General features: G+C 67.8%; 20 protein-coding genes. 13 read left to right on the top strand and 7 right to left on the bottom strand.

Translation table 11 applies throughout. The features are described 5' to 3' along the window. Positions 1-30: 30 nt before the first annotated feature. Positions 31-900 (top strand): HDOD domain-containing protein, encoded by an 870-nt coding sequence (locus AC1RCS_RS09415; protein WP_218294696.1) that lies wholly within the window; start codon positions 31-33, stop codon positions 898-900. 33 nt (positions 901-933) lie between these two features. Here AC1RCS_RS09415 and AC1RCS_RS09410 read toward each other — a convergent pair whose 3' ends face one another. The 3 genes from AC1RCS_RS09410 to AC1RCS_RS09400 are packed head-to-tail and all read right to left on the bottom strand — an operon-like array spanning position 934 to position 3,646. Beyond that, positions 934-2,076, bottom strand: coding sequence for an ankyrin repeat domain-containing protein (locus AC1RCS_RS09410; RefSeq protein WP_492244867.1), 1,143 nt, complete (start codon positions 2,074-2,076; stop codon positions 934-936). Continuing rightward, complete coding sequence (locus tag AC1RCS_RS09405) at positions 2,073-2,693, bottom strand: sigma-70 family RNA polymerase sigma factor (protein WP_492266989.1); 621 nt, start codon at positions 2,691-2,693, stop codon at positions 2,073-2,075. The genes AC1RCS_RS09410 and AC1RCS_RS09405 overlap by 4 nt, the downstream gene beginning before the upstream one ends. 38 nt (positions 2,694-2,731) lie before the next feature. Continuing rightward, complete coding sequence (locus tag AC1RCS_RS09400; RefSeq protein ID WP_492244866.1) at positions 2,732-3,646, bottom strand: hypothetical protein; 915 nt, start codon at positions 3,644-3,646, stop codon at positions 2,732-2,734. A gap of 216 nt (positions 3,647-3,862) precedes the next feature. Here AC1RCS_RS09400 and AC1RCS_RS09395 point away from each other — a divergent pair, with 216 nt between their 5' ends. The 7 genes from AC1RCS_RS09395 to AC1RCS_RS09365 all read left to right on the top strand — a co-directional run bounded on the left by AC1RCS_RS09395 (position 3,863) and on the right by AC1RCS_RS09365 (position 10,111). Further along, the gene (locus AC1RCS_RS09395; RefSeq protein WP_218294700.1) at positions 3,863-4,504 is read left to right on the top strand and encodes a peroxiredoxin; all 642 of its coding nucleotides are present in this window, start codon (positions 3,863-3,865) and stop codon (positions 4,502-4,504) included. A gap of 66 nt (positions 4,505-4,570) precedes the next feature. Then, entirely contained in the window at positions 4,571-5,155 is a 585-nt protein-coding gene (locus AC1RCS_RS09390) for an RBBP9/YdeN family alpha/beta hydrolase (RefSeq protein ID WP_218294701.1), read from the top strand. A 229-nt stretch (positions 5,156-5,384) separates the two neighbouring features. Then, the gene (locus AC1RCS_RS09385) at positions 5,385-6,389 is read left to right on the top strand and encodes a sulfate ABC transporter substrate-binding protein (protein WP_218294702.1); all 1,005 of its coding nucleotides are present in this window, start codon (positions 5,385-5,387) and stop codon (positions 6,387-6,389) included. Between the two features lie 157 nt (positions 6,390-6,546). After that, complete coding sequence (gene cysT, locus AC1RCS_RS09380) at positions 6,547-7,398, top strand: sulfate ABC transporter permease subunit CysT (protein ID WP_218294703.1); 852 nt, start codon at positions 6,547-6,549, stop codon at positions 7,396-7,398. Continuing rightward, positions 7,395-8,303, top strand: a complete 909-nt coding sequence (gene cysW / locus AC1RCS_RS09375; RefSeq protein WP_492244999.1) for a sulfate ABC transporter permease subunit CysW — start codon at positions 7,395-7,397, stop codon at positions 8,301-8,303. The genes cysT and cysW overlap by 4 nt, the downstream gene beginning before the upstream one ends. A gap of 12 nt (positions 8,304-8,315) precedes the next feature. Beyond that, positions 8,316-9,440, top strand: a complete 1,125-nt coding sequence (locus AC1RCS_RS09370; protein WP_218341063.1) for a sulfate/molybdate ABC transporter ATP-binding protein — start codon at positions 8,316-8,318, stop codon at positions 9,438-9,440. Between the two features lie 143 nt (positions 9,441-9,583). After that, positions 9,584-10,111, top strand: a complete 528-nt coding sequence (locus tag AC1RCS_RS09365; RefSeq protein ID WP_218294705.1) for a disulfide bond formation protein B — start codon at positions 9,584-9,586, stop codon at positions 10,109-10,111. 80 nt (positions 10,112-10,191) lie between these two features. Here the strand turns inward: AC1RCS_RS09365 and AC1RCS_RS09360 are convergent, their stop codons facing one another. After that, on the bottom strand, positions 10,192-10,812 hold the full coding sequence (locus AC1RCS_RS09360) for a glutathione S-transferase (protein ID WP_492244998.1): 621 nt from the start codon (positions 10,810-10,812) through the stop codon (positions 10,192-10,194). Positions 10,813-10,865: 53 nt separating this feature from the next. After that, a complete protein-coding gene (gene trhO / locus AC1RCS_RS09355) occupies positions 10,866-11,870 on the bottom strand; it encodes an oxygen-dependent tRNA uridine(34) hydroxylase TrhO (protein WP_492244865.1) in 1,005 nt (334 codons plus the stop codon). A gap of 92 nt (positions 11,871-11,962) precedes the next feature. Here trhO and AC1RCS_RS09350 point away from each other — a divergent pair, with 92 nt between their 5' ends. Then, complete coding sequence (locus AC1RCS_RS09350) at positions 11,963-13,594, top strand: HD domain-containing phosphohydrolase (protein ID WP_492244864.1); 1,632 nt, start codon at positions 11,963-11,965, stop codon at positions 13,592-13,594. 175 nt (positions 13,595-13,769) lie between these two features. Here AC1RCS_RS09350 and AC1RCS_RS09345 read toward each other — a convergent pair whose 3' ends face one another. Beyond that, positions 13,770-14,501: a Crp/Fnr family transcriptional regulator gene (locus AC1RCS_RS09345; protein WP_492244863.1), complete on the bottom strand. Its 732-nt coding sequence runs from the start codon at positions 14,499-14,501 to the stop codon at positions 13,770-13,772. A 261-nt stretch (positions 14,502-14,762) separates the two neighbouring features. Here AC1RCS_RS09345 and AC1RCS_RS09340 point away from each other — a divergent pair, with 261 nt between their 5' ends. From AC1RCS_RS09340 to AC1RCS_RS09325, 4 genes are read left to right on the top strand one after another with little or no spacing between them, the layout of a single operon-like run. Further along, positions 14,763-15,326, top strand: a complete 564-nt coding sequence (locus AC1RCS_RS09340; protein ID WP_492244862.1) for an ester cyclase — start codon at positions 14,763-14,765, stop codon at positions 15,324-15,326. Next, positions 15,323-16,108 carry an SDR family NAD(P)-dependent oxidoreductase gene (locus tag AC1RCS_RS09335; RefSeq protein WP_492244861.1) on the top strand — a complete coding sequence of 262 codons (786 nt, stop codon included), beginning with the start codon at positions 15,323-15,325 and terminating at the stop codon, positions 16,106-16,108. The genes AC1RCS_RS09340 and AC1RCS_RS09335 overlap by 4 nt, the downstream gene beginning before the upstream one ends. Positions 16,109-16,134: 26 nt before the next feature. Then, positions 16,135-17,208, top strand: a complete 1,074-nt coding sequence (locus tag AC1RCS_RS09330) for an MBL fold metallo-hydrolase (protein ID WP_492244860.1) — start codon at positions 16,135-16,137, stop codon at positions 17,206-17,208. A 54-nt stretch (positions 17,209-17,262) separates the two neighbouring features. Continuing rightward, the gene (locus tag AC1RCS_RS09325) at positions 17,263-18,585 is read left to right on the top strand and encodes an MFS transporter (protein ID WP_492244859.1); all 1,323 of its coding nucleotides are present in this window, start codon (positions 17,263-17,265) and stop codon (positions 18,583-18,585) included. A 69-nt stretch (positions 18,586-18,654) separates the two neighbouring features. Here the strand turns inward: AC1RCS_RS09325 and AC1RCS_RS09320 are convergent, their stop codons facing one another. Beyond that, positions 18,655-19,530: a LysR family transcriptional regulator gene (locus tag AC1RCS_RS09320; RefSeq protein WP_492244858.1), complete on the bottom strand. Its 876-nt coding sequence runs from the start codon at positions 19,528-19,530 to the stop codon at positions 18,655-18,657. Positions 19,531-19,562 lie beyond the last annotated feature (32 nt).

Below are 19,562 nucleotides of genomic sequence, written 5' to 3'. Positions count from 1 at the left end.
TACCGTACCGGGGCGGCCCGGTGATTCTTCGTGACCGCTCCACACCCCATCGATCAAGATATTCGGCAAGCCCGCGTGCACCCTGCGGTGCGGGCCATCGTGGTCCCGCCGTGCCCCGAGTCGCTGCTGCGCCTGCAGCAGATCGTGGCCGCGCCCGAGCTGGACTCTGCCGCCCTGGAGCAACTGGCCTCCTCGGACGTGGCCCTGGCCGCCGCCGTGATGCGGCTGGCCAACAGCCCGCTGTATGGCCTGGCCCAGCCGGTGCAGACCGTGGGCATGGCGCTCACGGTGCTGGGCCTGCAGCCGGCGGTGGAGCTGCTGTCGGCCTTCATCACGCGCAATGCCCTGCAGGTGCGGTCTCCGCTGCTGGAGCATTTCTGGGAAAGCTCGCAGCGCCGCGCCATCGCGTGCGAGCACATCGGCCACCAGCTCTACAGCTTTGACCCGGGCCTGGGCTACAGCTTCGGGCTGTTCTGCCATGTGGGCATGCCCGTGCTGGTGAAGGCCGTGCGGGGCTATGCCGGCACCGTGACCGAGGCCCTGGCCCGCAAGGACCGCACCTTCACCCAGACCGAAAACGCCAGCCACCGCACCGACCACGCGGTGATGGGCGCCATCGTGGCCCGCACCTGGCACCTGCCGGGGGATGTGGCGCAGGCCATCTGGCTGCACCACGACTTTGCGTGCCTGGGCGATGAGCGCTTCAACCCCACGGTTCGGCACCTTGTGGCGCTGGGCCTGCTGGCCGAGTACCTGGTGAACCACCACGACAGCCTGGCCCCCACGCGCGAATGGCTGCAGCATGGCCAGGCCTGCATGCAGCATCTGCATGTGACACAGGATGAGCTGGACCACTGGATCGACGCGCTGCACCCGGCTTTCGAGGCCGTGCGGTTCTGAGCCTGGACACTCCCTGCGCTGGAGGTTCCGCGGCTAGCGTTGTTCAGCCTCGATGAGGTCCGCAATGCGCGCATGTCCCCGTTGCCGGGCTTGCTGCGCCGCGTTCAGGCCTTCGCGGTCCACCAGGGTTCGGTTGGCGCCCAGGGCCAGGAGTTTCTGGACGGCGGTGGCCTGGCCGTGGATGGCCGCGAGCATCAGTGCCGTCCTGCCAGCGCTGTCGCGGGCGTCGATGGGCGCGCCCTGGCGAACGAGGCTTTCCACCTGGAGGGGGTCGCCTGTACGGGAGGCTTCCCACAAGTGCCGCGACAACAAGGCGCTGGAACCCGCATCGGCGCTGGGTGCGGTGGCAGCAAGTTTGCCGTTCGCAGCATTGCCCCCTTGTAGGCTGCGGGCCGCAGCAGCGGCGGCAGGTGCCGCAGCGGATGGCATGGCCTGGGGCTGTGGCACCACTTCCCTCGAAGCGGCACCATCTTGCGCAACGGAGCGCTCGCGCATCTCGGCGCGGGGGGCTGGCGCAGCGGAGGGCGCGGGGGGCGGTGCGGGACGGGGCGTGATGGCCTTCTCGGCCGTCATGGGCGGCGATGCGGGAAAGCCTGAAACGGCCCCGGCTGCGCTGCGGCCCGGTGAGGACTCGGCCTCGGGGGCCGCGATTGCGGGGGCCGGTGCCGGTGCGGTCTTGGCCAGTGGCCTGGCCTGGCCTGGCGCCGCAGACGCAGGTTTTTGTGCCGTGGACCTGGCCGGTGGGATCGCCGTGTCGCGGGCACGGTCTGGCAAACCCGCAGCGGCCGATGGCGCCGCTGAGTTTGTTTCTGCCGCTGGGGCCGTGGAAGGTGCAGGTGGGGGAGCTGGCAATGCGGCGGGGGCTGGCGCTTCGGCCCGGCGCTGGCCATAGGCGACTTCTTTTTCTTCGGGCGACCCGCGCTCGAATTGCAGCATCAGCAAGCCAGTCAGCCCCACCACGGCCACGGTGGCCAGGGCCGAGATCTTCCAGCGCGACTGGTTGGCTGCGGCACGGGTGAGTGGGGCCGCCGTGGGCGATGGGGCCGTGGCGGCTGCTGCCGCCAGCATCTGCGCATGCGCGCGCACAGCATCGCGCACCTGCGCGCCGGGGCGGGCATCTTCCTGCGCGCTGGCTTCGCGGTATCGCCGGACCAGTTCGTCGTCTGGCGCGCTCATGCTGCAAACTCCTTGAGGTGCTGGCGAAGGCTGGCCCGCGCATAACGCAGGCGGCTCTTGGCGGTTTCAAAATTCACGCCCGTGGCCTGTGCAATCTCCTGCACGCTGAGGTCACCTTCGGCCTGCAGCAGAAAGGCCTCCCGCTGTTCGAGGGGCAGTTGCTCCACGGCGGCGATCAGCGCCGCCGCCTGCTCGCGGGACTGCAACTGCCGTACCGGCCCGAAGCCGGAGTCGGCCACCAGCGTGTCCGCCAGGCTGCGCGCGTCATCGTCGTCGCTCGCGTCCAGGCTGGCGTGGTTCTTGGCGGTGCGCAGATGGTCGACCAGCCGGTTGTGCGCCAGGGTGAACAGCCAGGTGCGGAATTTCGCCTTCACCTCGTAGCTGCCGGCATGGCGCGCCACGGCAAACCAGACATCCTGCAGCAGGTCGTCGGCCACGGCCTGGACCTTGACGCTGCGAAACACGAACCGCCACACCGCCAGTTCGTGCCGGCCATACAGCGCGTCGAATGCGCCCATGTCTCCCCCGGCATAACGCAGCATGAGCATCTCGTCGGTTTCGTCCGTGGGGGCGGGGGAGGGGGCGGTCGGCACCCGCGCATTATGCGAGGCCCTCATGCACCGGCGGGCCTGTGCGGGGCGGAAGCCCTCAAGGCCTACCTCGGGTCGGGCACATAGGACAGGTTGTCCGACTGCGGAAATGCGCGGGGCACATGCGGCCGGGCCAGTGGCTCGCGGATCACGCCGCTGGCGACCAGGTTTTCGCGGCTGTCATACCGGATGCTGATCACTTCATTGGGCTGGTCCTGCAGGCGCGTGAAGGTGGTGTGCGAGACGACCGAGGTCTCGCGCTGGCCATGCGCCGTTCCCAGCTTGGGAGACGGCATGGGCGCCGCCTTGGCCACACTGTCCGCAGCCATCGACCGTGCGGAAGACTCGGCTTCCGAGGAGGGGGCGGGTGCCGCAGCGGCGGGTGCTGCCGATGGCGAGGGCAGATGGGGGACAGGCTCCTCGCGCAGGCGTCCCAGGCTGTTGCCGTTGCCGCCGCTGTTGTCGCGGCGCTGGCTCTGGCTGTACGGCTCGGGGGTGACGGCGGGCGAGGGCACCGGCGGCTGTTCGCGGAACAGCGCGACACCGATCACGCCCACGTGGGCCGGGCGGCCCGTGCGGCTGGCGTAGGAGTTGGCAATGCTGGAGAACTCGAAGGCCGCGACCTGGCTGTCGCTCTTGCGCCAGCCGGTGATCTGGTAGCGCTCGTAGGGCGAAAACACATAGCCGCGCTGATCCCAGGCGGCGGTTTCACCGCTGAGCACATTGACGCCATCCACCGAGGGCACGGCCAGCACCCGTTCACCCGAGCGGTTGCGCACCGTGATGGCGTAGCGCGCGCCAGGGCGGCCAGCCACCCAGTATTCGCCCTTGGCGTAGTGCACCGGCAGCGTGGTGCCCGTGTCGCGGTCCACGATGGTGACATCGGCCAGGCGGCCAATGGCCTGGGCCGGCAGGCTGGCCACTGCCAGCAAGGCGGCCAGCGCGGTGAGTGCGGGAAGGGTGAATGAACCGGGTTTCATGGCAGCTCCATCAAAGTGTTGTTGGTGCTGGGTGAAACGAACGGGGCGGGGGAATGGGGTTAAGGCTTCCAAAAAATCGCAGCCTCGGCAGGCGCTGGAGGTGGTCCATCAGCCTGTTGTTAGACGTTTTGGCGATTAAGTAAGAGCAATATATTCGTTTGGGTTTTAAAGGACCGATCGGAGAATGCTCCCTCAGACATTGAAGGAGCGTTCCACATGGCCACCTTGCGACTCGGCGACACCGCCCCCGACTTCACCCAGGAATCCACCGCCGGCACCATCCGTTTCCACGAATGGGCCGGTGATTCGTGGGTCGTGCTGTTCTCGCACCCCGCCGATTTCACGCCCGTCTGCACCACCGAACTGGGCAAAACGGCTGCCCTGGGCGGCGAATTTGCAAAGCGCAACGTCAAGCCCATCGCCGTGAGCGTGGACCCTGTCGATTCGCACAACCGCTGGGTGGGCGACATCAACGACACGCAGAACACCACCGTCAACTTCCCCATCCTGGCCGATGCGGACAAGAAGGTGGCAGACCTCTACGACATGATCCACCCCAACGCATCGACCACGGTCACGGTGCGCAGCGTGTTCATCATCGATCCCAAGAAGGTCATCCGCACCACCTTCACCTACCCCGCCAGCACGGGGCGCAATTTCGACGAGATCCTGCGCGTCATCGACTCGCTGCAATTGACGGACAGCCACAAGGTGGCCACTCCCGCCAACTGGAGGGACGGCGACGACGTGATCATCGTGCCCAGCCTGCAGGACCCGGCCGAGATCGCGCTGCGCTTTCCCAAGGGCTTCAAGGCGGTGCGCCCCTACCTGCGCATCACGCCCCAGCCCAACAAGTAAGCAGAAGAAGCAAGACACAACAGGGCAGGGCCGCGGCGCGAGGCTGTGGCGGGCCCTCTGATTTCCGTGAGCACCTCCACCTCCATCATCATCGTTCCCGGCTGGCGCGACTCCGGTCCCGGCCACTGGCAAAGCCTGTGGGCCGAGCGCATCCCGCACGCCCGCCGCGTGGTGCAAGACGACTGGATCACGCCCACGCGGTCTGCCTGGGTGGGCCAGCTTGAAAAGACCGTGCTCGCGGCGCCCGGCCCGGTGGTGATCGTGGCGCACAGCCTGGGCTGCATCGCCACGGCCCACATCGGCCCCGAAGCGGCTGCCCGTGTGTGCGGCGCGCTGCTGGTGGCCCCGGCCGACCCCGAGCGCCGGGCCGTGCTGAGCGACTTCGCGCCGGTGCCCTATGCCGCGCTGCCGTATCGCAGCATCGTGGTGGCCAGCAGCAACGATCCGTATTGCCCCATTCGCCTGGCGGGCGCCTATGCCCGTGCCTGGGGCAGCGAGTTCGTGCGCATGCAGAACGCCGGGCACATCAACATCGAGTCCGGCCATGGAGAGTGGCCCCTGGGCTGGGCGCTGCTGCAGTCGCTGGAGGGCGAACACGGCGCCCTGCCGCCATCCGCCGCCCATCCACACGCCACGTCGGCGGCATTCTGATTGCTATATTTTTAATAGCTTCCTGCGCTTGATCATCAAGCGCTGCGGGCCATTTTTTCTTGAAATCCGTCGCCAGGGCGCTTGCCAGGCCCGCTGGCAATCACCGGCCGGCCCGCCATTGAAAATCTATATTCCAATAGCTGATTATTTAACAAGAATATATTCTTTTGAGTTTTAAGCACGGCTCCGCACAATGGAGCATCTCCAGTACTTTTCGGGCGAAGGCACCATGACCTCTTTGAAACTCAAGACCCTTCTGGCCACCGTGGCCCTGGCTGCCAGCGGCATGGCCGCTGCACAGAATTCGCTGCTCAACGTGTCGTACGACGTGGCCCGAGAGTTCTACAAGGACTACAACGCCGCCTTCGCTGCCCACTACAAGAAGACCACCGGCCAGGACGTGAAGATCGACCAGTCGCACGCCGGCTCCAGCGCCCAGGCGCGCGCCGTGAACGACGGCCTGGCGGCCGACGTGGTGACCATGAATACGACGACCGACGTGCAGTTCCTCGCCGACAGCGGCGTGGTCGCCAAGGACTGGGCCAAGAAATTCCCGCACGACGCATCGCCCACCACCTCGACCATGCTGTTCCTGGTGCGCAACGGCAACCCCAAGGGCATCAAGGACTGGGAAGACCTGATCAAGCCCGGTGTGCAGGTGATCGTGGTGAACCCCAAGACCGGCGGCAACGGCCGCTATGCCTACCTGGCCGCCTGGGGCGCCGTGCGCGAAAAGGGTGGCACCGAGGCGCAGGCCGCCGAATTCGTGGGCAAGCTCTACAAGAACGTGCCCATCCTGGCCAAGGGTGGCCGCGATGCCACCGCCACCTTCCTGCAGCGCAACCAGGGCGACGTGCTGATCACCTTCGAATCCGAAGTGGTCTCCATCGACCGCGAATTCGGCGCCGGCAAGGTCGATGCGATCTACCCGTCGGTGAGCGTGGTGGCCGAGAACCCCGTGGCAGTGGTGGAGCGCACCGTGGCCAAGAAGGGCACCGCCCAGCTGGCCAAGGCGTACCTGGACTACCTGTACTCCGAGGAAGCCCAGGAAATCGCCGCCAAACACGCGATCCGCCCACGTTCGGAGGCCGTGCTCAAGAAGTACGCTGATACCTTCAAGCCGCTCAAGCAGTTCACGGTGGCCAAGTACTTCGGTTCGCTGACCGAAGCGCAGAAGGTGCACTTCAACGACGGCGGCCAGTTCGACAAGCTCTACACGCCCGGCGCCAAGTAGTAGTGGACAACCCCCTGAGCCGCTGTGCGGCTTCCCCCTTCTCTGGGCTATCGCCGGGAAGGGGGACGACGCCAGCGCCGCGGGGCGGCCCTTGCGCGGCGTCTGCTGGCTTGGGTCGCGCCGGTTCCTACCGACGATGCGCAATGGATAACAACATATGAACGGTAAAAAAAGCGCACCAAGAAGCGCTAGGAGGGTATTGCCCGGCTTTGGGCTGACCCTGGGCTACACGCTTTTCTATCTGAGCATCATCGTGCTGATCCCGCTGTCGGCACTGATCTTCAAGACCTTCACGCTGACCTGGGAGCAGTTCTGGGCGGCCATCAGCGCGCCGCGCGTGATGGCCTCGTACCGGTTGACCTTCGGGGCCTCGTTCCTCGCGGCGCTGGTCAACCTGGTGTTCGGCCTGCTGATCGCCTGGGTGCTGGTGCGCTACAAGTTTCCGGGCAAGAAGATCGTCGATGCACTGGTGGACCTGCCGTTCGCCCTGCCCACGGCGGTGGCCGGCATCTCGTTGACCGCCTTGCTGGCCGGCAACGGCTGGGTCGGCAGCATCCTGGAACCCCTGGGCATTCAGCTCGCGTTCAAGCCCGCGGGCATCGTGATCGCGCTCATCTTCATCGGCCTGCCGTTCGTGGTGCGCACCGTGCAGCCCGTGCTGGAAGACGCCGAAAAAGAGCTGGAAGAAGCCGCCACCTGCCTGGGCGCCACGCGTCTGCAGACCTTCACCAAGGTCATCCTGCCTTCCATCACTCCCGCGCTGCTCACCGGCTTTGCCATGGCGTTCGCGCGGGCGGTGGGGGAGTACGGCTCGGTGATCTTCATCGCCGGCAACATGCCCATGGTGTCTGAAATCACGCCGCTGATCATCATCGGCAAGCTCGAGCAGTACGACTACGCCGGCGCCACCGCCGTGGCCGTGGTCATGCTGGTCATCTCGTTCATCCTGCTGCTCATCATCAACGCACTACAGGCATGGCAGCGACGCCACGCGGGGGCTCCAGCATGAGCGGCAACAACTCCCGGACTATCCGCCGCGCACAGGCGGGCACGACTGAAGCGCCCTGGGTCCGCTACACGCTGATCACCATCGCGCTGGCCTTCATGCTGCTGTTCCTGGTGCTGCCGCTGGCCGCCGTGTTCGCCGAGGCGTTGCGCAAGGGCTTCGGGGCCTACCTCGAAGGCCTGCGCGAGCCCGATGCCTGGGCGGCCATCAAGCTCACGCTGATCACCGCTGTCATTGCCGTGCCGCTGAACCTCGTGTTCGGCGTCGCGGCCGCCTGGGGCATCGCCAAGTACGAGTTCAGGGGCAAGGCGTTCCTGACCACGCTGGTGGACCTGCCGTTTTCCGTCTCTCCCGTGGTGGCGGGCCTGATCTACGTGCTGATGTTCGGCGCGCAGGGCTGGTTCGGCCCCTGGCTGCAGGCGCATGACATCAAGATCATCTTCGCCGTGCCGGGCATCGTGCTGGCAACGGTCTTTGTGACCTTCCCGTTCATCGCGCGTGAGCTGATCCCGCTGATGCAGGCGCAGGGCAACGACGAAGAGCAGGCCGCCATCGTGCTGGGCGCCACCGGCTGGCAGACCTTCTGGTACGTGACGCTGCCCAACATCAAGTGGGGCCTGCTGTACGGCGTGATCCTGTGCAATGCGCGGGCCATGGGCGAGTTCGGCGCGGTGTCCGTCGTGTCCGGCCACATCCGTGGGCAGACCAACACCATTCCGCTGCACGTCGAAATTCTCTACAACGAGTACCAGTCCGTGGCCGCGTTCGCCGCTGCATCGCTGCTGGCCTTGCTGGCCCTGGTCACGCTGGTCATCAAGACCATTGCCGAACACCGCAACGAGCAGGCCTTGAAAGCCGCCGCCGATTTGCCCCCCGAGCGGCCCGCACCCGCGCCAGCCGCCCGCTGAAGGAAGAAGACCATGAGCATTGAAATCCGTAACGTCAGCAAGCAGTTCGGCGACTTCCAGGCGCTGCGCGACGTGAGCCTGGACATCGCATCGGGCGAACTCATCGCGCTGCTCGGCCCCTCGGGCTGCGGCAAGACCACGCTCTTGCGCATCATCGCGGGGCTGGAGACGGCTGACGTCGGCACCATCCACTTCAGCGGCGAGGACACCACCGACGTGCACGTGCGCGAGCGCAACGTGGGCTTCGTGTTCCAGCACTACGCGCTGTTCCGCCACATGACCGTGTTCGAGAACGTGGCCTTCGGCCTGCGCGTGAAGCCCCGTGGCGAGCGCCCGAGCGAGGCGCAGATCAAGCAGAAGGTGACCGACCTGCTCAAGCTCGTGCAGCTCGACTGGCTGGCCGACCGCTACCCCTCGCAGCTCTCGGGCGGCCAGCGCCAGCGCATCGCGCTGGCCCGCGCCCTGGCGGTGGAGCCCAAGGTGCTGCTGCTGGACGAGCCCTTCGGCGCGCTGGACGCCAAGGTGCGCAAGGAACTGCGCCGCTGGCTGCGCCGCCTGCACGACGAGCTGCACGTGACCAGCATCTTCGTCACGCACGACCAGGAAGAGGCACTGGAGGTGGCCGACCGGGTGGTCGTGATCAACCAGGGCCGCATCGAGCAAAGCGGCTCGCCCCAGCAGGTGTGGGACCAGCCCGCGAGCCCGTTCGTCTACGGCTTCCTGGGCGACGTGAACCTGTTCCACGGCCGGGCGCACGAGGGCCTGGTGCACCTGGAGGGCATGCAGATCGATTCGCCCGAGCACCAGGGCGCGCAGAACGCCAAGGCTTTTGCCTATGTGCGCCCCCACGACCTGGATGTGGAGCGCTACTCCCCGGGCGCCGGGCTCGACGCCCAGGGCCGCCCGCGCGGCATCGTGGCGCAGCTGAGCCGTGCCATCGTGGTGGGCCCGATCGCGCGCCTGGAACTTATTCCATCCCAGGATCACAAACCAGCGGACAATGCGTCCCCGGAGCACTTGATCGAAGCGCAGATACCTGCGCAGCAGTTCAAGGAGATGGGGTTCAAGGAGGGCGAAACGCTGGTGGTGACGCCGCGCCGCGCCCGTGTTTTTCTGGACCACGCCGCCGGGATCTGATTCCCCCCGAGCCGCTGCGCGTCTTCCCCCTGGGGGGACGTACCCGGTGGACTGGCGGGGCCAGATCCACGGGTGCACTGGTGCGGGGCACGCCCGTTTTACCGGCGGCACCGTTTGCAACGGCTATTGAAGAGGGATAAGAAATGAACTGGTTGACTGCGGCCCCGCGCCGTGTGCTGGCGCTGATCAGCGTGGCGTGTGTGGCGATGCTCGCCTTCGGCATGTACCTGCAGCATGTGGTGGGCCTGGAGCCTTGCCCCATGTGCATCGTGCAGCGTTATGCTCTCATTGGTGTAGCAATCTTCGCAGGTCTGGCAAGCGCCAGGGACGCTAAAGGCTGGTGGATGGGCTGGGGCGTGCTGGCCCTGGTGGCCTCGGGCTTTGGCGCCTTCGTGGCGGCCCGCCAGAGCTGGCTGCAGTGGTACCCGCCCGAGGTCGCCACCTGCGGCCGCGACTTCTACGGAATGATCGAGAACTACCCCATCAGCCGCGCCATTCCCATGATCTTCCGGGGCTCGGGCGACTGCGCGGCGGTGGACTGGACCTTCCTGGGGGGCTCGATCGCCAACTGGTCGTTTGTCTGCTTCGTGGGTTTCGCGGTGGTGCTGCTGGCGCTGCTGGTGCGCGGCATGCGCGGTGGCCGCCGTGGCGGCGGGCTGTCCATGGCCTGAGTTTTCCAGGCTTCGTTTCAAGGCAAAGGCGCCCCTCGGGGCGCCTTTTTTGTGGCTAGACCGCGTGGGCCCGCCCGGGCTCAGGCGAAATCTGCTTCGGCAAACGGAAACGCCACACCTTCCGTGCCATCCACCCACGCCGGCAGCTTCGGCATCACGCTGGCCAGCAGTGGTGATGACTGCCAATCAGCCAGCCAGGCCTGTAAATGCGGCCAGGGCTGGGCCGCCCACCAGCCCATGTCGATGCCCGCGAACTGGCGCACGAACGGGGCGATCGCCATGTCGGCCAGCGCTGCATGTGCGCCGAACAGGTGGGGCTGGGCGGACAGGCGCGCATCCAGCGTGCCCAGCCAGGCGGTGGCCGCCGCGCGTTCGGCCCCGATGTCCGCACCCGGGTGGCGGCTGGGGTACTTGCAGCGGTCCAGGGCCTGCTTGAAGGGGCCGTCGCATTCGGCAATCAGCGCCAGCATCTCTGGCACCGTGCCCCCGGCGGGCGCGAGCCAGCCTTGGGGGTCGTGCTGCTGCAGCGCCCACAGCATGATGTCCAGGCTCTGCTCCAGCACGCGGCCATCGGGCAGGATGAGCACCGGCACGGTGCCCTTGGGCGAGGCCTGCAGCAGGCCCTGGGGCTTGTTCTTGAGCACCACCTCGCGCAGTTCGCAGTCCTGGCCGCTCACGGCCAGGGCCAGCCGGGCGCGCATCGCATAGGGACAGCGGCGGAACGAATACAGAACGGGCAGGGCGGTGGCGGTGCTCACGCGGTGTCGTCCTTTTGGGGGGCGCCTTCCGGGGCTCCGCCGTGCACGCGCACTGGCGTGCCGGGCTGGCGCGCGCCGATGTGTTCCTGGCCGCGCCGGGCGGCCAGCTGCATCTGCCGCTCGCGCTCGGCCAGGGCGCGTTCCTGCTCGGGCGTGCGGGTGCCGTGGCAATAGGGGCAGCTCACGCCCGCCACGTAGTGCGGCGACTGCAGCTCCGCCGCGCCCAGGGGCATGCGGCACGAGCGGCACAGCTGGTGGTGCCCGGGCACCAGGCCGTGGCCCACCGACACGCGCTCGTCGAACACAAAACAGTCGCCATGCCAGCGGCTGGTTTCCTCGGGCACGGTCTCCAGGTACTTGAGGATGCCGCCTTCGAGGTGGAAGACCTCCTCGAACCCCTGCGATTTGAGGAACGCGGTGGATTTTTCGCAGCGGATGCCGCCCGTGCAGAACATGGCCACGCGGGGTTTGCCCGCCAGCACGCCGCCGGGCCCCGATTGCGCGGCCACCCAGGCCGGAAACTCCGCAAAGCTCCTGGTGTGCGGGTTGACGGCGCGCTCGAACGTGCCGATGCCCACCTCGTAGTCGTTGCGTGTGTCCACCACCACCACGCCGGGGTCGTCGATGAGCGCGTTCCAGTCCTCGGGTTTCACGTACGTGCCCGCGTTGCGGGCCGGGTTCAGGCCCGGTACGCCCAGGGTGACGATCTCGCGCTTGAGCCGCACGCGCATGCGGTAGAACGGCATGCGCTGCGCGTGCGCCTCCTTGTGCTGCAGTGCTGCAAAGCGCGGATCGCTGCGCAGCCAGGCCAGCACGGCCAGCACATCGGCTGGCTCGCCCGCGATGGTGCCGTTGATGCCCTCGGGCGCCAGCAGCAGCATGCCGCGCACGCCACGCTCGTCGCACAGGGCCTGCAGCGGCGCGCGCAGCGCGGCGCAGTCGGGCAGATCGACAAACTGGTAGAGGGCGACGGTGAGAAAGCGGGGTGTGACCGAGTGCACAAGAAATGGGAAAGCGGGAAACAGAAGGTCGATGATAGCCGTCACTTTTCGTTACGATGAGCGGTCGCCAACGCTGCACCCAAGGTGGTTTTATGGGCAAGGAATCCACAGTCAACCTGTTTCGCCGGCTGGAGCAGCTCAACGGCATCGGCGCCGCGCTCTCGCGCGAGCGGGACATCGACCGGCTGCTGGAGAACATCCTGGAGGCGGCCAAGGCCATCACCGGCGCCGATGGCGGCACGCTCTACAGCGTGACCGAGGACCAGTCGGCGCTCAAGTTCGAGATCCTGCGCACGGATTCGCTGGGCATCCGCCTGGGCGGCACCACGGGCAAGCCCATCGATTTTCCGCACCTGCCGCTGCGCAACGCCGATGGCTCGCCCAATGATTCGCTCGTGGCGGCGCACGCCGCCATCCACGACCGCACCGTGAACATCGCCGATGCCTACAGTGCCCAGGGCTTCGACTTCTCGGGCACGCGCGCCTTCGATGCGCGCACGGGCTATCACTCGCAGTCGTTCCTCACCGTGCCGATGAAGAACCACGACCATGAGCTCATCGGCGTGCTGCAGCTCATCAACCCCCGCGACCAGGAGACGGGCGCGGTCACGACCTTTTCCGAGGCCGACCAGGGCCTGGCCGAGTCGCTGGCCTCGCAGGCCGCGATCGCGCTCACGAACCGGCTGCTCATCTCGCAGCTCGAACGCCTGTTCGAGTCGTTCGTGAACCTCATCAACCTGGCCATCGACGAAAAATCGCCCTACACCGGCGGCCACTGCCAGCGCGTGCCGGCCCTCACGCTGATGCTGGCCGATGCGGTCAACGCCACACGGCAGGGGCCGCTGGCGAGCTTTCGCATGAGCGAGCGCGACCGCTACGAGCTCAAGATGGCCGGCCTGCTGCACGACTGCGGCAAGATCACCACGCCCGTGCACGTGGTGGACAAGGCCACCAAGCTGCAGACGATCTACGACCGCATCGGCCTGGTAGACACGCGCTTCGAGGTGCTCAAGCGCGATGCGGAACTGGCCGCGCTGCGCCGCCAGCTGGCGCTGCGCCCCGTGGTGGATGCGCGGGCCGAGGGCCAGGAGCTGCAGGCCCTGCAGCACGAGATCCAGGCGCTGGAAGAAGACCGCGACTTCCTGCGCCGCTGCAACACCGGCACCGAGGCCATGCGGCCCGAGGACCAGCAGCGCGTGCGCGACATCGCCGCCATGCGCCACTGGCGCAACCCGCAGGGCGTGCAGACGAGCTTCTTGACGGCCGAGGAGGTGGAGAACCTCACCATCCGCGCGGGCACGCTGACCCAGGCCGAGCGCGACACCATCAACTACCACATCGTCGCCACCATCAAGATGCTGGAGACGCTGCCCTGGCCCCGCCACCTCAAGAACGTGCCCGAGTACGCGGGCGGCCACCACGAGCGCATGGACGGCAAGGGCTACCCGCGCGGCCTCACGCGCGAGCAGATGTCGCTGCAGGCCCGCATGATGGGCATCGCCGACATCTTCGAGGCCCTGACGGCGGCGGACCGGCCGTACAAGAGCGGGATGACTTTGTCAGAGGCGCTGGCCATCATGTGCCGGATGCGGGACAACGGGCACATCGACCCGGACCTGTTCGAGGTGTTCGTGCGCGAGGGGGTGTATCTGCGGTATGGACAGGAGTTTCTGGAAGCGGGGCAGGTGGATGGGGTGGATGTGGGGGCATTGGGGTTTGTGTAGCTGGGGTTGCTAGCTGCTGTTGATAGCTTGTGCTGTTGTTGTGCTGTGCTTGTGTTGGGGGCGGGGGCCGGGCGCACACCCCGGCCTCCGCCCTTCGATCAGAAGCAGTAATTACTATAAAAACAATAGCGGCTGGCGCTTTCTATATAAGCGCACACGGCCCATTTTGATCAAATCACACCCCATCCCGCACACACCCCTCCAGCCTCCCCCGATCCATCACCTCCACCACCCGGTACCCCACCCGCAGGATTCCCTCGTCTTCCCACAGCTTCAACTGCCGGTTCACGCTCTGCCGTGACACCCCCAGCATGAAGGCCAGGTCTTCCTGCGACACCGCCAGCGTGGTCGCCCCGTCCGAAGCCTCGGGCCGCGCGTCCAGCGTCAGCAGCCGGTGCGCCAGCCGCACGGGCAGCGGCTGCAGGATGGCGTCGTCGATCCACGCCAGCGCCTGGCGCAGCCGCATGCACACCAGCCTGGTAAACGCCATGTGCACCTGGGGCTGCGTGTTCACCAGGTGGTGGAAGTCGTCGGCATAGACCACCGCGATCTCGGTGGTATCGGCCGCGCAGGTGTCGTACACGCGCTCACGGCCTACGAACAGCGACACCTCGCCGAACCAGTGGCCGGGCTCCAGCACGGCGATCACGGCCTCGCGCCCGCCGGGGGCCACCACGCTCACGCGCAGCGAGCCGCTGACCACGCCGAACAGCGCATCGGGCGCCGAGCCCTTGAGGAACAGCGAATCGCCGCGCTGCAGCTGCTTGTGGTGCGCCACCTGCAGCAGTTGCAGCTGCACATCGTCCGGCAGGCGCAATCTGTTGGCCGCGTCGGGTGCGGTGAGCGCGTGGGGCGCGTCGGGGGACAAGGTGGGAGAGCGGGGCGGGGGCGTGCGCAGGGGGGGCATGGGGCGATGGCGGGCGGTAGGGCGCGTGCGTGCGTACGGGTGGAGCGCGAGCAGGAAGGAGGCGGGCGGGGCGGGTGGCACGGTGTACCGCATGCGGCGCCCGGGTGGAAGGCCTGTGCGGGTTTGTCCGGGGCCGCAATTGCCAACAACGGACAGTCTGCACAACGCCGGCTGCGGATAGTCGATGGCTGAGCAGCGCAGGGCGCAAGAAAACAAGCGCAGCGCCCTGACCCGAACCCTCCATCTGAAAGACGATCCGCGATGACCTCCACCCCCTCCACCTCCGGCATGCCCACCACCCCACGCACCGCCCTGCAGGCCCTGCGCGAGAAAACCGTGCTGGACCATTTTGCCGACGAGACCCGCCAGGACTTCGACGCGGTGCTGGACACCTTTCCGCACCCGCACTACGAACTGATTCCCACCGGTGAGGTGCACGACGGCAACGATGCGGTGCGTGCCTATTATCTGGCCTCGCGCAAGGCCTTCCCGGACCAGCGGCACGAGATCATCCAGCTGCGCCACACCGACGACGCGGTGATCGTGGAGTTCTGGCTGCTGGGCACCCACCAGGGGCCGCTGGGCAACCTGCCGCCCACGGGCAACAGCTTCCGCTGCCGCATGATCGCGCTCTTCATCTTCGAGGGCGAGCGCCTGGTCTGCGAGCGCGTGTACTTCGACTCGATGACCATGCTGCGCCAGTTGCTGGCCGGCGTGCCGCCCGCGCAGCTGCCGGCCATTGTGGGCTCGCTCCTGGCGGCGGGGCCCACCAGCGCGCCCGCAGCTTCAGGGCGCCAGCCAGAAACCACTGCGGCTGCCGCATGAGCGCCGGGCTGGCGGGGCACCATGCCGTCATCACGGGGGGTGCCCAGGGCATCGGCCTGGCCATTGCCCGGCGCTTCCTGGCGGATGGCGCCCGTGTGTCCCTGTGGGACCGCGACGCCCGTGCGCTCCAGGCCGCCCGTGCCGCGCTGGATGCCGCCGGCCGCATCCACACGGCCCGGGTGGATGTGGCCCAGGAGGCCGATGTCGAGTCGGCCGCGCAGGCCAGCGAGGCGGCGCTCGGGCCCATCACCGTGCTGGTGAACAACGCCGGGGTGCTGGGGCCGCTGGCCCCGTTGTGGGAACACACCCCGGCGCAGTGGCGCCAGGTGATGGAGGTGAATCTCACGGGCGCCTTTCTGTGCTGCCGAGCCGTGGTGCCGCGCATGCTGCGGGGCCTGGCAGGTGAGCAGCCGCCCGGCCTGGGGCGGCGCATCGTCAACATCGCCTCGGTGGCGGGCAAGGAGGGCAACGGCCTGAACGCGGCGTACTCCGCGTCCAAGGCCGGGCTCATCGCACTCACCAAGTCGCTGGGCAAGGAGCTGGCGGGGCCGGGCATCCTGGTCAATGCCATCACGCCCTCGGCGGCCGACACGGCGGTGTTCGATGCCGTACCGGCCGAACACCAGGCCGCGCTGCGCCAGAACCTGCTCGCGCGCGTGCCCATGGGCCGCTTCGTGCTGCCCGATGAAGTGGCCGCGATGGCGGCCTGGCTGGCCTCGGCCGACTGCTCGTTCAGCACCGGCGCGGTGTTCGACATCTCGGGCGGGCGTTCGCTCTACTGACTTGCCCATTTCTCCAGGAGAACTCCATGAAAAGAGACAACGCCCCTTCCGCCCTGGCGGCGGTCACGGACTTCGACGGCGCCCGCAGCGCGCCGTCGCCGCAGGACCGCCTGCGTGCGCTGCGCCGCAGCGGCGCGCAGTTCCGCGAGTGGTTCCTCGACGAGCCGGCCGTGCGCTACGCCCGCAGCTTCGACCTGCTGCGCATTCCCTATCCGGCCTGGTATGCGTTCAGCGGCGTGTATTCGCAGCAGCTGCTCAAGCCGCACATGGTGCATCTGCTGGCGCGCACGGTGCTCATCCAGTTCGAGGACTTCGGGGGGCAGCTGCGCCACCTGCTGTTCACGCCGGCAGACCACGAGACGGGGCGCGATACGCCGTACTTCCGCCGCCTGAGCGAGCAGACGCCAGCCTTCCTGCACGGCACCATCGCGCCCATCCACGGCACCGTGCTGGATGCCCTGGCCAGCGTGGGCGTGGCGCCCGAGCGGATCGACTACATCACCTACGACCACCTGCACACGCAGAACCTGCGGCGCTGGCTGGGCACGGACGGCGGGCCTGGCCTGCTGCCCAACGCGCGCCTGCTGGTGCATCGGCAGGAGCTGGCGAGCGTGGCGGGCCTCTTGCCCACCCAGGCCGACTGGTACTGCCCCGACGGCCTGCGCGGCGTGGCCGGCGACCGCATCGTGCCATTCGACGGCAGCGTGCAGCTGGGCCGGGGCCTGGCGCTGGTGCACACGCCGGGGCACACCGAGGGCAACCATTCGCTGGTCTACCGCGTGCCGGACGGCCTGCGCGTGAGCAGTGAAAACGGCGTCTCGGCCGACAGCTGGGCGCCCGAGGTCTCGCGCCACAACGCCATCCGCCGCTTCGCCAAGGCGACCGGGGCCGAGGTGGTCCTGAACGGCAACACCCAGGAAAACAGCAACGACCAGTACCTCTCGATGGTGCTGGAGAAGACCATCGCGGGCACCTCGGCGTCGCACGGCTTCAGCAACGTGGTGCCGTCGAGCGAATGTTCGCCGCACTGGCTGTTTCCGGGCGCGCCCACGGGCCACCTCTGGGGCACCACCGAATCGGGACAGCTGCAGCGCGTGTGACGCCTGCGCACTGCAGGTGCACCACGCGACAAGAACAAACCCAGGAGACAACCCATGAACACGGCCACCTATGGCGCGGCTGCGGCGGCATCCGCTGCCACCGATGACACCAGCACCCACGCGCTCTACCGCAAGATCAGCTGGCGGCTCATACCGCTGCTGTTCGTCTGCTACATCTTCAACTACCTGGACCGCACCAACATCGGCTACGCGCAGCTGCAGATGAAGGCCGACCTGGGCTTCGGCGATGCGGTCTTCGGCCTCGGGGCCGGGGTGTTCTTCATCGGCTACGCGCTGTTCGAGATCCCCAGCAATGTGATGCTGGCGCGCGTGGGCATGCGGGCCACGCTGCTGCGCATCATGGCGCTGTGGGGTCTGGCATCGGCGGCCACCTTGTTCGTCACCACGCCCACGCAGTTCTATGTGCTGCGGTTCCTGGTGGGGGTTTTCGAGGCAGGCTTTGCGCCCGGCGTGCTGTTCTACCTCACGCTGTGGTTCCCGGCGCAGCAGCGTGCGCGGGCCACGGCGCTGTTCTTCATGGCCTACGGGGCGGCACCCATCGTGGCGGGCCCGCTGGCGGGACTGACCATGACGTACCTGGATGGCGCCCTGTCCCTGCGCGGCTGGCAGTGGCTCTTCGTGGTGGAGGGCTTGCCGTGCGTGTTGCTGGGCGTGCTGGCCTATCGCTGGCTCGACAACCGCCCCGAGGAGGCTGGCTGGCTCACATCGCAAGAAAAAGCCCAGGTGCGGCGCGATCTGGCGCAGGAGCAAGCCATCGGTGGCGGCGCGCCGCAGTCCTTTGGCAGCGCATTGCGTAACCCGCAGGTGTGGCTGCTGGGGTTCATCTCGTTCCTGGTGATCCTGGGTATCTACGCCATGTCGTTCTGGCAGCCCACCCTGCTGCAGTCCATGGGGCTGTCGGTGCTGCAGATCGGGTTCTACTCGGTGGTTCCGGCGGCGCTGGGCATCGCTGCCACGCTGGTGGTGGCGCGGCATTCGGATCGCACCCAGGAGCGGCGCTGGCACTTTGCCGTGGGCGCGGTGCTCGGGGCCGTGGGGCTGTCGCTGACGACCCTGTTCATGCACAGCCCCTGGGCGGCCGTGGCCTGCCTGTCGCTGTCGGCCATGGGGGTGTCCAGCGCCTTCGCGGTGCTGTGGGCGGTGCCCGCCAGCCTGCTGGCCAAGGACGCCGCGGCGATGGGCATTGCGCTCATCACCACGCTGGGCGGCACGGCGGGCGTGGTGGCGCCGGTGATGGTGGGTGCCATCAAGTCGGCCACGGGGAGCTTCAGCCTGAGCCTGTACATCCTGAGCGGCGCGCTGGTGCTGGCGGCGGCGCTGATGGTGGCCGTGGGGCCCCGCAGGCGTGTTGCCTGACGGGATGCGTTTGCTATTGTTATGATAGCTGCTAGCGCTTTATGAACAAGCGCTGGAAGCCAATTTTCTTCATATTTCTTCCGCCGCCATGCGGGCCTGGGCCCGGAGCCAGTCGCTGAACGCGAGCAGGGCGTCCGTGGCCGGGCGCGACTGCAGCCGCGTGAGCCAGTAGGCGCCCCGGTGCAGTTCTTGGGCAAAGGGCCGCACCAGGCGGCCCTGCTGCAGTTCGCGCGTGAACATGCGCACCGGCAGCAGCGCCATGCCCGCGCCCTGTGCCGCTGCTTCCGCCAGGGTGAGGGACGAGTCGAACACCGCGCCGCGCACCACGGGGCAGGGGGTGCCCGCGGCCTCGAACCACGCCGCCCATTCATCGGTGCGGTAGCTGCGCAGCAGTGGTTGCCGTGCCAGGTCGGCCGCCGTGCGCAGGCCGTGGGCCAGCGCGGGCGAACACATCACGGACATGGGCGCGTCCATGATGCGTTCGGCATGCGTGCCATGCCAGGCGCCGTCGCCAAAGCGGATCGCGCAGTCCAGCCCTTCGCCCGCCATGTCCACCCGGTTGTTGTGCGTGAGCAGGCGCAGATCTACAAAGGGGCAGGCCTGCTGGAAGTCGCGCAGCCGGGGCAGCAGCCAGCCCACGGCAAAGGTGCCCACGGCGCCCACGGTCAGCACCTCGCGCGGGCGGGTGTCGCCCAGTTTTTCCAGCGCGCGTTCCAGGCTGGCGAACGATTCCACCACCACCGGCAGCAGCGCCTGCCCCTCGTCTGTCAACGCCAGGCCGCGCGGCAGGCGGCGGAACAGCGGCTTGCCCAGGCGGTCTTCGAGCTTGCGGATGTGCTGGCTCACGGCGGTCTGGGTGACGTGCAGTTCCTCGGCCGCCCGCGTGAGGTTCAGGTGGCGCGCCGAGGCTTCGAACGCGCGCAGGGCATTGAGCGGCAGATGCATAAGTTTTTCTGGGGGCTGGCGGCAATTATTGT

The sequence above is a fragment of the Acidovorax sp. GW823-FHT01C06 genome (assembly GCF_058798375.1).
This window is presented reverse-complemented; position numbering and strand designations above follow the sequence as displayed.